General features: G+C 58.3%; 14 protein-coding genes and 1 pseudogene. 4 read left to right on the forward strand and 11 right to left on the reverse strand.

The genetic code is table 11. The annotated features are described in order from the left end of the window. Positions 1-756: 756 nt before the first annotated feature. From tnpC to VVT58_RS10375, 10 genes and pseudogenes are all read right to left on the reverse strand, one after another. Positions 757-1,752, reverse strand: a pseudogene (gene tnpC, locus VVT58_RS10330) (IS66 family transposase); the annotation flags it as partial. 59 nt (positions 1,753-1,811) lie between these two features. Further along, entirely contained in the window at positions 1,812-2,159 is a 348-nt protein-coding gene (tnpB, locus tag VVT58_RS10335; RefSeq protein WP_006957496.1) for an IS66 family insertion sequence element accessory protein TnpB, read from the reverse strand. Beyond that, the gene (gene tnpA, locus VVT58_RS10340) at positions 2,156-2,539 is read right to left on the reverse strand and encodes an IS66-like element accessory protein TnpA (protein ID WP_327754935.1); all 384 of its coding nucleotides are present in this window, start codon (positions 2,537-2,539) and stop codon (positions 2,156-2,158) included. Before tnpA ends, tnpB begins: the two co-directional genes overlap by 4 nt. Before the next feature lie 436 nt (positions 2,540-2,975). Beyond that, positions 2,976-3,365: an MbcA/ParS/Xre antitoxin family protein gene (locus VVT58_RS10345; protein ID WP_327754936.1), complete on the reverse strand. Its 390-nt coding sequence runs from the start codon at positions 3,363-3,365 to the stop codon at positions 2,976-2,978. A gap of 144 nt (positions 3,366-3,509) precedes the next feature. Continuing rightward, positions 3,510-3,644 (reverse strand): hypothetical protein, encoded by a 135-nt coding sequence (locus VVT58_RS10350; protein WP_327754937.1) that lies wholly within the window; start codon positions 3,642-3,644, stop codon positions 3,510-3,512. Positions 3,645-3,870: 226 nt separating this feature from the next. Then, a complete protein-coding gene (rfbA, locus tag VVT58_RS10355) occupies positions 3,871-4,740 on the reverse strand; it encodes a glucose-1-phosphate thymidylyltransferase RfbA (RefSeq protein WP_327754938.1) in 870 nt (289 codons plus the stop codon). Positions 4,741-4,767: 27 nt separating this feature from the next. Then, a complete protein-coding gene (gene rfbD / locus VVT58_RS10360) occupies positions 4,768-5,658 on the reverse strand; it encodes a dTDP-4-dehydrorhamnose reductase (RefSeq protein WP_327754939.1) in 891 nt (296 codons plus the stop codon). Next, positions 5,655-6,722, reverse strand: coding sequence for a dTDP-glucose 4,6-dehydratase (gene rfbB, locus VVT58_RS10365; protein WP_327754940.1), 1,068 nt, complete (start codon positions 6,720-6,722; stop codon positions 5,655-5,657). The genes rfbD and rfbB overlap by 4 nt, the downstream gene beginning before the upstream one ends. Before the next feature lie 4 nt (positions 6,723-6,726). Next, the gene (gene rfbC / locus VVT58_RS10370) at positions 6,727-7,290 is read right to left on the reverse strand and encodes a dTDP-4-dehydrorhamnose 3,5-epimerase (RefSeq protein WP_327754941.1); all 564 of its coding nucleotides are present in this window, start codon (positions 7,288-7,290) and stop codon (positions 6,727-6,729) included. 48 nt (positions 7,291-7,338) lie between these two features. Continuing rightward, entirely contained in the window at positions 7,339-8,316 is a 978-nt protein-coding gene (locus VVT58_RS10375) for a polysaccharide biosynthesis/export family protein (protein ID WP_327755061.1), read from the reverse strand. Between the two features lie 335 nt (positions 8,317-8,651). Here VVT58_RS10375 and VVT58_RS10380 point away from each other — a divergent pair, with 335 nt between their 5' ends. From VVT58_RS10380 to VVT58_RS10395, 4 genes are read left to right on the forward strand one after another with little or no spacing between them, the layout of a single operon-like run. After that, entirely contained in the window at positions 8,652-9,815 is a 1,164-nt protein-coding gene (locus VVT58_RS10380; RefSeq protein ID WP_327754942.1) for a Wzz/FepE/Etk N-terminal domain-containing protein, read from the forward strand. A gap of 26 nt (positions 9,816-9,841) precedes the next feature. Continuing rightward, positions 9,842-10,615, forward strand: a complete 774-nt coding sequence (locus VVT58_RS10385; RefSeq protein WP_327755062.1) for an ABC transporter permease — start codon at positions 9,842-9,844, stop codon at positions 10,613-10,615. Further along, on the forward strand, positions 10,612-11,259 hold the full coding sequence (locus VVT58_RS10390) for an ATP-binding cassette domain-containing protein (RefSeq protein ID WP_327754943.1): 648 nt from the start codon (positions 10,612-10,614) through the stop codon (positions 11,257-11,259). Before VVT58_RS10385 ends, VVT58_RS10390 begins: the two co-directional genes overlap by 4 nt. Continuing rightward, positions 11,246-11,356, forward strand: coding sequence for an integrase core domain-containing protein (locus VVT58_RS10395; protein ID WP_405053696.1), 111 nt, complete (start codon positions 11,246-11,248; stop codon positions 11,354-11,356). Before VVT58_RS10390 ends, VVT58_RS10395 begins: the two co-directional genes overlap by 14 nt. Positions 11,357-11,496: 140 nt before the next feature. On the opposite strand, the gene VVT58_RS10400 is transcribed toward VVT58_RS10395, so the two are convergent. After that, positions 11,497-12,465: a phytanoyl-CoA dioxygenase family protein gene (locus tag VVT58_RS10400; RefSeq protein WP_327754944.1), complete on the reverse strand. Its 969-nt coding sequence runs from the start codon at positions 12,463-12,465 to the stop codon at positions 11,497-11,499. Positions 12,466-12,770: the final 305 nt, after the last annotated feature.

Raw genomic sequence — 12,770 nt, forward strand, 5'->3', positions numbered from 1 at the left:
GGCTTTACCTCGATCGGCAAAGCGTAGCTGACGCTGAAAACGTGATCACGCCCCGCATCGTGTTGGCAAGAGCCATCGGCATCGCCGACACTGCCTATCCTCTGGATGGGTCGGAGTCCCAAGGGGGCCGGAATACAGTGCAACAGCTCCGGGGAAAGGGCTAGGCGGAGCGTCGCAAGGGCCGGAACGTCGCTCACCGGCAAGCCCGGCCTCGCCAGCCGGGGCGCCATCAATTTGACGGCGGCAACGGATCTGCGCACCGCGACAACGCGGCGGCGAAGCCAGCGCACCGCGCCTGGAAGGGAAATATCCGGGCCGCGCGCTGCGTCTGCGGCGGCTTCCATGCTTCGTTCCGACGCGGCTATCCCAACGATGCGATCGATCGCGGCAAGCGAACCGGGCAGGCGAGCGGCGAGAAAATCCGGGAGCAGGCTGAATGTTATGTGCCCCTGTGGGCAGTAGCAGCGAGCGATCCGTACACCCGGACTGGTCAGGCGCGCATAGCTACCGTGCCGCCGAAATGCACAGCCGCCGCTCGGATGGAGCGGGCAGCGCAACAGTCGCGCGCGCCGCCACTCCTGCGTGGCGACATAGTCCTCGATCGTCGACCTGGTACGCAATGGTATCTGCAACGTCGCCCCCCGCGCGGCGGCCCCCGACTGCGAGGTCGCTGCTTTTATCTGGAGCCCAGTGCGCCGAAATCTCCGGCAAGCCCGGATTATATCCCAAAACGCCCCAGATAAAACCATGCTCTGGATAATGCGCCCAGCAAGCAACCTCGGTGACGCGGTTCGTGTCGTAGAGCTTGTCATAACCGGCGTAACCATCAGCCTGCAGGTAGCCGGCGAAGTTGGCCAGCTGACGCTGGGGATGCGCACCGGTGCGATCGGTGGTGAACTCATACCAGACGAGCGAGGGGGTCGTAGCGCCCGAGCCACGATCATCGACGGCGTAAGCCCAAAGCCTGCCGGTGGCCGTCTTGCCCCGGCCCGGATCAAGCATGGGAACAGGCGTATCGTCGGTATGGATCTTTGAGGCGGTGAGGCCCACCTCGCGAATGCGACTGACGATCGGGTCGAGCAGCACGGATGCCTGTCCTACCCAGCCCGCCAGTGTCGATCGGTCGATCTCGACCCCCTGCGCAGCCATGATCTCGGCCTGGCGGTAAAGCGGCAGATGATGGTCGAACTTGGAGACGACAACGTGGGCCAGCGTGCCGAAGGTCGCCTTGCCGCGCGCTATCGCCTTTACCGGCACGGGCGCCTGGACGATCTTCTCGCAGGACCGGCAGCTATACTTGGGCCGGATGGTCCGAACGACACGCCATTGCACTGGCACGGCATCGAGCATCTCGTCGCTATCCTGCCCCAGAGGCCGCAGCGCTCCGCCGCAATCTGGACAGGTGCAACTGCCCTGTTCGGGCTCGATCCGCTGTTCCTCCCGCGGCAGATGAGCAGGCAGCGCACGAACAGGCGACGGCCGATCAACCTCTGCCGGATCGGCCCGGCGGGCGGCGGCGACGATGGCCTCGCCTTCGAGCTCTTCGAGCGCAAGCTCAAGCTGTGCGATCTGAGTGTCGAGCTTCTCGGACGACTTGCCGAACTGCATCCGCTTGAGGCGCGCGATCTGCACGCGCAGCGTGTCGATCAGGATGTCTCGAGCAGAAATATGGGCGTGGGCCGCCGCCAATGCAGCTTCGAGCTCGGCGATCCGAGCGTCTTTGTCAGCGGTGGAAAGGCCTGCGTCCGACACCGCGATCCTATAGCGGAACAATGGTCATAATGCCAGGAAAAGCGCCGGAAAATGGGCGTTTATCCCGCTAATGAAGGGGTGAACGTGCGCTCGGGCCGGCGCCAATCTATGCCTTCCAACAGCATGGAAAGCTGGGCTGCGGTCATCACCACCGATCCAGTCTTGGTCGATGGCCACACGAACCGGCCACGGTCCATCCGCTTGGAGAAAAGGCACATGCCCTGACCGTCATACCAGAGCAGCTTCACCAGATCGCCGCGCTTCCCCCTAAAGGCGAACAGCGCGCCGGAATGCGGGCTTTGCTCCAGAACCTGCTGCGTCATCACGGCAAGGCCGTCAAAACCCTTGCGCATGTCCGTCGCCCCGCAGGCCAGGAATATCCGCGTTGAGGGCGGCAGCGGGATCATTGCGTCAGGATACCAATCACCCGCGAAAGGGCATCGGCATCTACCGTGGCGTCCACACTCACCCTGATGCCCGACGGCAACTCGATGCCGATCACGCCATCGGTGCGCGCCGCGGTCGTCAGCGCGGGCAAGGCCAGCTGATCGCTGATCTGCACCTCCGCAAAGGCAGGCTTGATCGACTTGCGCACCCCGGCGAGCTCACCGGACATCGCCTGTCGCCGCCATGTGTAGATCGAGCCGCTGCCGACGTCATGGCGTTCACAGGCCGCGCGCACGCAGCCCTCCGGGCCGAATGCATCCTGCAGCACGGCCAGCTTCTGCTCTACCGTCCACCGCCGCCGGCCTGACACCCGGCTAACGATCTCTATCCGACTACTCATACGACCGCTCGTATGAGTAGTCGCTGCGCTGCTCGCTGAATCTTCAATCTCGTCCGACACCGGCCACCCCGCTTAAAGAGCGGCAATCATCCCGGCTAATGGGCGCTGCGCAAGGCGGTCGCCAGACCCCGCTTACGATCGCGTAACCAGATGGCAGATGAAGAACCTCGGGGGATAGCGTGTCGCCTGTGGCAAGAGTTGCCCACCGTGTCGGTCCTCATCGACAATTCCAAGAGCAGCCGCTCGCTCCACCATCCGCCGCATATTGGCCCGGGCAGCAAGATAGCCCACAAGGATCTCTGCGCGGTCGCTATAACCAAACGCAGATTAAACGGGGGTCAGCGCGAGCCACATGGCTCATGGGACACCCGCAATTTTCGTGAAGGGGGGGACATGCCCGTCCCTCGGAGGACGGCGAGAAGGCAGCCGCGAGCATTCAGACGCGCTGGGCATCGAGATATTGGCGGATCAGGATGAGATCGCTTAGATGGCCGGATGTCATGCGGCTAAGGGCTGACTGTCCGCCAAAAAGATGAGCGTTGTTGGGAGTCCGCATCCAGGCATTGGCGCGGTCCCGATCCGGCAGTAGAATGTTGATCGCCTTGTAGATGCCGAGAAGATAGGAGATGCGCTCCAGCGTGTCGCGGCTGATTTCCGATACGCCGCCTGCTGTCCAGTTCTGGAAGATGGATCGGCTATTGAGACCCAGAAGCTTCGTCTGCTCCTGCTCGGTAAGCGACCACTCGCGGGCAAGATTAAAGAATGTGCGCAGCGCCGGGCTACCAAGATCTTTGCCGGAGACGCCGCCGAGCTTCGCTTCGGTCATGCCAATTTTTTCCTTACCGTGTAGAATACACCCAGAAATTGTCGCATGTCCTCCTGAGGCACCTCAAGCCGTTGCCCCTTCCTGGCGCCTTGATTGCTGACCCGGTCGACTGGTCAAGCAAGCTGCAGAATTCAAAAGGCCTATTCATCCCGTATGCGAAATGTCATTCTGCATCGCATCGATCATGAAGCGCCACACATTGGCGGCATCGCCCTGATGGCCCGGCGCGGCTTCATCCGGGCTAACATATCTGATGACTTCAGCGCCTGCTTCCATCATGCTTGGACTCGGTTCATGGATAACCTCCAGAACGGTTCGGACTTGCGGGACATAGCTCTGCCACAAGGGTCTACCCTCGCGTTCTTCGTCCTCCCGGTGTCCATCGAGTCTGCACAGCGCGCGGGCAGCACATTCCATCAGCGTCATGGGAGCAAGTTTGCAGTGGCGATCGCTCAGGTCAAGGGTGGAAAACGCGGATTGCCCGCCTGCATTCCCGACGCTTGGCCTAGGCCCCCGTCAATATCCCCTGCAGGTAAATGCCATAATTCGATTTACCCAACTTACTGATCGCCCGCTCGAGTTCCGCAACCCCAATGAATCCTTGACGAAAGGCGATCTCCTCGGGACTGGCTATCTTGAAGCCTTGCCGCTTTTCTAAAACGCGGACGAATTCCGCGGCATCAAGCAGGCTGTCTGGCGTGCCGGTGTCCAGCCAGGCGAAGCCGCGACCCATAATCTCCACATTGAGTTGCCCGCGTTCCAGATAAACTCGGTTGACGTCGGTAATCTCCAGCTCGCCGCGAGGGGACGGCTCCAGATTGGCGGCGATATCCACAACCTGCTCGTCATAGAAATATAGGCCAGTGACGGCGCAGTTCGACTTGGGATGCGCCGGCTTCTCCTCGATACTGACGGCCCTTTTGGACTCATCGAAGCTTACCACGCCATAACGCTCGGGGTCGTTGACATGATAGGCGAAGACGCTCGCCCCGTGCTTACGCGCCGATGCGCTTGCGAGCAGCTCGGGCAGGCCATGGCCATAATAGATATTATCGCCCAGGATCAGTGCCGACTGCTGCCCCGCGACGAAATTCGCGCCGATGATATAGGCCTGCGCGAGCCCATCGGGGCTCGGCTGCTCGGCAAATTCGAAGCGCATACCCCATTGGGAGCCATCGCCCAGCAGCGCCTGGAAAGCAGGCAGGTCGCGCGGCGTCGAGATGATCAGCACCTCGCGGATACCCGCCAGCATCAGCGTGCTTAGCGGATAATAGATCATCGGCTTGTCATATACCGACATCAGCTGCTTCGAGGTCGCCAGCGTCATCGGATAAAGGCGGGTGCCGCTGCCACCGGCGAGGATGATACCCTTCATGCGTCGTCGTTCCCTTTGGTCAACAGTTCAGTTCGGGGTCGGTTGCAAGCGGGCGATCACGCTATCCAGCGACTGGCGCCAGTCGGGCAAGGCCACGTCATGCGCCTTCGCAATCAAACCGCAGTCGAGCCGCGAATTGGCAGGCCGCGTGGCCGGCGTCAGATAGTCGGCGGTGGTGATCCGCTTGACCCGTGCCGTCGCCCCGCCCTTTTCGGCGGAGGAGGCAAAGAGCGCCTCGGCAAAGTCGGCCCAGGAGGCTTCGCCGCTGGCGGTCATGTGGAAAACGCCGCGCAAAGCCGGGTTGCTATCAGCTACCAGATTGGTAGCCACTAGCAGGATGCCATCGGCTATCTCCAGCGCGCTGCTCGGATTGCCGAGCTGGTCGGCGACCACCGACACTTCATCCCGATCGCCAGCAAGGCGGAGCATCGTCTTCACGAAATTCGTACCAAAAGGACTATAAACCCAAGCCACGCGCAGCACCGCACTGTTGTCGCCATGGGCGGCCAGTACCGCCTGCTCCCCCGCCAGCTTCGAAGCGCCGTAAACGCCCGTCGGCCCAGTCGGATCGCTCTCGACATAGGGGCGATCAAGCGTGCCGTCGAAAACATAATCGGTCGAGACATGTACCAGCGGCGCGCCCACCGCCCTCGCTGCCTGCGCCACCGCACCGGCCCCGGCGCCGTTCACCGCATAAGCAAGATCGCTCTCGCTCTCCGCTCTGTCGACCGCAGTATAGGCGGCGGCCGAAACGATCACGTCGGGCGTCACAGCTTCCAACGCGCGGGCAACGGAGGCCGGATCGGCCAGGTCCAGCTCGGGCCGACCCAGTGCGATCACCTCATGCCCCGCCGCCGCTCCCCGTTCGATCAGGCTGGTGACGACCTGCCCGGTCTTGCCGGTGACGGCAATCCTCACGCAGCCACTCCGGCAGGCGCGGCGTTCAGCCCGAGCCTCTGGCCGTCGTAACGATCGCGCAACGGCTGCCACCACCAATCATTTTCGAGATACCAACGCACCGTCTTCTCGATGCCGCTGTCGAAATTCTCCTGCGCGCGCCAGCCCAGTTCGGTTTCGAGCCTCGTCGCGTCGATCGCGTAACGAGCGTCATGGCCGGGGCGGTCGGTGACGAACTTGATCAGCCCTTCGCGCGGGGCATCGGCAGGGACCAGATCGTCAAGAACGGCACAGATTCTGCGCACCACGTCGATGTTGCGCCGTTCGTTACGACCACCAACATTATAGGTTTCGCCGGGCACGCCCTTTTCGATGATAAGGTCGAGCGCGCGGGCATGATCATCGACATAGAGCCAGTCGCGCACATTTTCGCCCTTGCCATAGACCGGCAGCGCGCGACCCGCGAGGGCGTTCAGGATGGTGAGCGGGATCAGCTTTTCGGGGAAATGATAGGGGCCGTAATTGTTCGAGCAGTTCGACACGACCACCGGCAGCCCATAGGTACGCTGCCAGGCCTTGGCGAGATGATCGGACGCAGCCTTGGACGCTGAATAGGGCGAGCTCGGATCATAGGGCGTGCTTTCCCCAAACAGCCCCTCGTCGCCCAATGAGCCGTAAACCTCGTCGGTCGAGACCTGCAGGAAACGGAAAGCGTCCTTCGCTTCGCCGGCAAGGCCGTTCCAATAGCCGCGCGCCGCCTCCAGCAGGGTGAAGGTGCCGACCACATTGGTCTGGATGAAGTCGGCCGCCCCGGTGATCGAACGGTCGACATGACTTTCCGCCGCCAAGTGCATGATACGGTCGGGCCGGAACCCGGCGATCCCCACGTCCATCGCTGCGCGATCGCATATGTCGGCCTTGAGGAAACGATGGTTGTTGCGGCCTTCCACTTCCTTCAGCGAAGCTTGGCACCCGGCATAGGTCAGGGCATCGATGGTGAGGACCTCGTAACCCTTTTCACACACCAGATAGCGAACAAGGGCCGAGCCGATGAAGCCGGCGCCGCCGGTGACGATTACGCGCATGAGGTTATTCGCTCCAGGTGAAATAAGCGGGATGAGCGGCGAGCAGCGGTTGTTGGCGGTCCTTCGGCGAGAGGGTTTCGGGATCGGCGGCATCCGGCCAAGTGATGCCGATGGCCGGATCGTCCCACCGCAGCCCCTTGTCGCACTCGGCACTGTAATAGCCGGTCACCTTGTAGCAAATGACCGTATTGGGCTCGATCGAGCAAAAGCCGTGGGCGAAGCCAGGCGGGATCCAGAGCTGCTTGCCATTGTCGGGAGTGAGCGTCTCGCCGACCCACTGGCCGAAAGTAGGCGACCCCTGGCGAATATCGACCGCCACATCGAACAGAGCACCGGCGGTGCAACGCACGAGCTTGCCCTGAGCATGCGGCTCACTCTGGAAATGCAGACCGCGGATGGTGCCCGGACGGACGCTCTGCGATTCATTGTCCTGGACGAAGGCGAAACCACCGACATGTTCGGCGAACAAATCGGCACGGAAGGTTTCTGCGAAATAGCCGCGCTCATCCCCAATATGACGGGGCGTCAGTAGCTTGAGGCCGGCGATATCGAAGGATTGGATCTCCATCTTTCCACTTCATACGAAAAGCGAGCAGCTATGCCGCCCGCCAGAGCCTCAGTTGCTGTTTTGCACTGTCTGCACCGCGCTCGTCACCGTCAAGATCGGAGAAAAGAGCTGGCTGATCAGCTGAATGAGCTTGCTGGGCTGATTAGCCGCGGCGTTGCCGAAATAGAGCACATCCTTGTCCCGCATGGCGAAGCGCTGCGCCAGGAAATAGGAACCGGTCTTCATCATATTGAGGTGATAAACCATCGGCACCTCATTACCTTGCTCATCCCGGACATAGCGGAACACGAAGATCGCGGCGGGATTGCCGATGCCCGGATTGGTGCCCCCCGCGGTCGCAACCGCTTCGGCCAGAGAAACCGACGAACGGCTGAACGGAACCTGCTCGACCCGACCGGGAGCGCCGAGCACGGAATAGGTTCGAGGGTTGTTGATCAGCATCAGCCGATCACCCGGATAGGCGCGCACGTCCAGCTTCGGGTTGTCGACAAGGTCATTGACGCGAACGTCAACGCTCTGAGCGCCTCGGACGATGCGTAGCAGCAAATCCTTGGCATTGCCGCGATAGCCACCAGCCAGCGCGATCACATCGGACAAGGTTTCGCGGTTGGTCTGCAGCACGAGCCGACCAGGCCTCGCCACCTCCCCGCCGACGATGATAGAATTGGTGATCGCCTGATTCAGGGTGACGATCACCTGCGGGTCTTGCGACATGCGCGCTAGCGAATTGCGGATCATCGCCTCGACCTCCCCCGTCGTGATCCCCGCGACATGGAGCGTGCCGGCATAGGGAATGGTGATATCACCGAGGTCATCAACGCGCGTCGGCGGCAGCTTCTGCACCTGCACGCCGGGATTGGCTGTGATCTGGCCTATTCCGCCAGCGCCGCCGCCTGCGCCGGAGAACAGGGTGACGCCGGCTTCGTAAATGTTGATGTCCAGCACGTCGCCGGGACCAATCATGTCGGTCGGGGGCGGCGCCAGATCAGGCAGCACCACCTTCACCACCGCATCCGCACCGGGCACATCAGCCAACGTATGGATCGGGACGATCTGGATCGGTGCCGTTCCATCCTTGGGAGCGACAGCCGATTTTTCAATTTGTCCGCCGGTAGGACCGCTAGAGGGAAGCGTGGCGCACCCCGAAAGTCCGATAAGCAGGGCTAGATAAACGATATTCTTGACTTGCATCGCTCATGAACTCGGAGGCTTCGAATGACCGACGCCTTAGCACCCGGATTCTGCGATGGACAATAGCGCCTCGCACAATTCCGACATCAAACCGTTCTTGGCCTTGCGCCCCAACCGATGTTAGCCTAGCGCAAGGCAGCTTAGGTTCGCTTGAGGCACAGCACAAAATTATGAACGTCAATCCCTCGTTCCCGGTCGAGGCTGAAACACCCCTCCAGCAGTCAGCCATAACGCGCTGGCTGAAAAAACGCCGCTGGTTCCTGCTAATGGTTGCGCTGCCTACATTTCTGGCGGCGCTCTATTACGGCCTGATCGCGTCTGACGTTTATGTTTCGGAGTCGCGTTTCGTTATTAAAAGTCCGGACCAAAAGCGGTCGCAGATGTCGACGTTGGCCAATTTGGTTCAAACAACCGGGATGTCTGCCGGGCATGAACAAACGAGTGAGGTGCTGACCTACGTCCGCTCCCGTGACGCACTCGAAGCGCTGGAAAAGAACATAAACATTCGCGACCGATTCTCGACGCCGAAAGCGGATTTCCTGAGCCGGTACCCCCTACCTTTTGCTAACAACAGCTTCGAGAGTCTGTTCAAATATTATGGCAAGCAAGTCGATGCTCGCATCGACACCGAAACAGGCACGGCGACGATCAGAGTGGAAGCCTTCACGCCACAAGACGCTTACATCATCAATCGCCAGTTGCTCGATCTTAGCGAGGCGCTCGTCAATCGCCTAAATAGCCGCGCGCAAAGCAAGGCTATTATCGAGGCGCAGAAGCAGGTCGAACTGTCGGCTCAAAGAGCCAAGAATGCACGAATTGCTCTTGCACAATATCGCAATGCACAGGCGCTGATTGATCCTGGCAAACAGGCAGGTGCCGTGCTGGAGATCGCCAATACGTTGACTGGAGAACGCGCTGCGCTTCAAGCCCAGTTGGACTTGATGCAACGTCTAACGCCCAGCAATCCGTCCATCCCTGCTCTTCGCAGTCGTATCAGCGCAATCTCCGTTCAAGTCGCCTCGCAGGACAGCCGAGTTGTCGGCAGCGGCAACGGCATTGCATCAAAGATGGGGGGCTATGAAAATCTACTGGTGGAACAAGAGTTTTCCACCGAAAGCCTGACTGCGGCCAACGCCGCCCTCGTCCAAGCGCGCGCCGAGGCACAGCGGCAGCAATTCTATCTAGAACGGGTTGTAGACCCAAATACCCCCGACACACCGCTTTTGCCGAAGCGCTTCTTGAGCGTTCTTGTGGTATTTGCATCTGCCCTTTGCCTTTATTTCATCGCCTGGATGTTCATGATCGGTGTTCTTGAACACGCCCCGGAAGACTAAGCGTGAAACGGGGTAGCTTTTATCGAATGCAAACCAGTTGGGCCGTCCAGGCTCGTGTCATCCATGCCTTGATGATTCGCGAACTGATCACCCGTTTTGGACGTGAAAATATCGGCTTCCTTTGGATCATGGCCGAACCGCTACTGTTCGCTGGACTAGTTGGCCTGTTATGGCACTTCACGCACGGTGCCACGGAACATGGCGTTGGGGTGATCGCATTCGTGGCAACTGGATATATCCCAATTACCCTGTTCCGACATGGCGTAGCGCGCAGCGTGGCGGTTTTCACAGCGAACCAGAGCTTATTATATCATCGCCAGATCAAGATCGTAGACTTTATATTGTCGCGCTTCATTATTGAAGTTCTGGGCGGGATGATGGCATACCTGTTCATGGCTGTCGTCTTGATTTGTTTCGGTGAATTTCCCATCCCGTCAGACATCGGTTTGTTGATCGCTGGCTGGTTGCTGTATGCCTATTTCTGTTTTTCTATATGCCTTATCATTGCACCGCTTTCAGAATTATCCGAAGCTATGGAAAAGTTCATCCCCGTCACCACATATATTATGATTCCGTTTTCGGGTCTCTTCTTCATGGTGTCTTGGCTCACCCCGGAAACTAGGCAGTTCATGCTGTTTTCGCCATTTGTGAACGGCATGGAAATGATGCGCAAAGGAGTATGGGGTAATAACGTAACGGCATATTACGACATCTGGAATCCCCTTATTTGCTCGACTATCGCCACGATGATAGGCCTCATCCTCTGTCGTCGGGTACGCCGCAAGTTGACCGTCGAATGATTATTTGTAGCCACATCGCGAAATCCTATACACATGGCGGCCGACACAAGGATGTTCTGCGGGACGTTAATCTGATAATCGAGCGAGGTGATCGGGTCGGTCTTCTGGGGCGCAACGGGGCTGGGAAAAGCACACTGATCAAGCTGATTGGCGGAGTGGAGATGCCCACTTCCGGCAAAATCCTTCGCAACATGTCGGTGTCTTGGCCGCTCGGCTTCGCCGGAGGTTTTCAAGGTAGCCTCACCGGCCTCGACAACGCCCGTTTCATAGCGCGGATATATCAGCGGGAATATGCTGAGATCAGACGGTTCGTGGAAGACTTCACCGAGCTCGGCAAACAATTGCGCATGCCGGTAAAAACATATTCTTCCGGCATGCGCGCACGCCTAGCTTTTGCGCTATCTTTAGCCATTGAATTCGACTGCTATCTTATCGACGAAATAATTCTTGTTGGCGATCAAAATTTTCAGAGAAAATGTCAGGCTGAAATGTTCGAAAAACGCCAAGACCGATCGATAATATTGGCATCACATAGTCCTGAATTTATTAGAAATTTCTGTAATAAGGCAATTCTCATTCACCAGGCGCAGGCGACGATGTACGACGATGTTAATGAAGCCGTTGTACGATATGACGGATTGTAAACAGCCATATCAACCCCGGCCTGGAAAGCCTGCGGATAATACCTTCGTTGAAAGCGTCAATGGCCGGCTTCGGGATAAATGCCTGAACACGCCCTAGCTCTTGGCTATGCCTCGCACGTCGCTTCCACGTCGGACGCGCTTTGCCGCAATGTACGTCTTCACTTACGCTAGTGGCGCGGACCTAATGGCCGAGCGCGACCCATCTTCCGGCCCCGGGGGGCCGTCCGCCCCATTACGTCACTGATCATGATTGAATTCTTCAACCGACCTCACGCGTTCGACGCCTTCGCTATAGGTGGCAAAATGCGGGAATTGCATAAATTCCAGCCCATTATGAACTCTCCGTGGCATCTCTGTTGGTTGTAAATTTTTTATATCCTCCCTTCCATTCAGCATGAACTGAGAAAAAGTATAGAGACGGGCCGTCCTTCCGAAGTAATGATAAACAACGCTTCGCCTGCTGAGTGCAGGATTTACCCGTGGCGCCCCACCGTGCGCCAATAAGGAATGCCATATTACCACATCGCCGGCTTTTATCTCCGGTGAAATCCGCTTTGCAGCGCGATCGCGCTCCATCGATATAAAGTCTTCTGTCCAAGCATTTCCAATCTCCGATACCAGATTATCTAAATTTTCCGCATTTTCTGGAGATTCCCACCGCGCTTTTAAATTCGGGCGCCGTGCCACAACATCATCGCTATGGTAAAATGGCCACTTATGGCTCCCAGGAATATAGAACAGTGGTCCAGCATCTGGATCTATGTCTTCCAGCGCGACCCAGACACCTGCCATCGAATATGCCGGTTCCGGCCAAAAAAAAATGGCGTCGATATGAGGACTTTGCTCGGTTCCCTTTTCAAATTGCAGAGACCCAAACAGCACTGGGCTCTCACCGAATGCCCAACTCAGAAAGTCGAGGATTTCAGACTTAGCCGATATATTCATCAGATCAGGATACACCTGATGAAGCTGGCCTATGCGGTCGCCAAACCCGTGCGCATCACGGCAATCATCCAATATCAGACGGGCGGCAGAAACTAGTTCATTGTGCGCATCGATTTCAGATCGACTTACCACACCGGGAATGCAGACGAAGCCTTCTTCATGCCATTGCTTCTTTAGATGCATAGAAACCAAATTGTTCCCGATGCCGCTATATTGTTCGGGAACTACCTGGTGCGGCTCCGGTTGCCCATGATTTTCCATGAATTTAGTCCTTGAAACCGAAAGAAGTTGCCCAAGAGAAGCCCGTCCGTACCGCAATTTGCACACAAACTAAAGACCTCACAAAATATTCTTGAATGCGCGCAATATAAAGTGAGATATAGGAATCCACCGGCCAAGATTCTCTGCTCATACGAACGCTATGCATGGAGTTATGAGAGATGCCGAGGCGGGATGTGGATAATTGGCGAGCCTCACGGCGGTCATATTGGTTCCAAATTAAGGACCTGTTATGAGTACTCGTGGCTTCTCTCGCGAGGAATTCGAGTTCCGCATCTTCTTAATAC

Source organism: Sphingobium sp. SJ10-10 (assembly GCF_036038995.2).
In the GTDB taxonomy this organism is placed as follows: domain Bacteria; phylum Pseudomonadota; class Alphaproteobacteria; order Sphingomonadales; family Sphingomonadaceae; genus Sphingobium.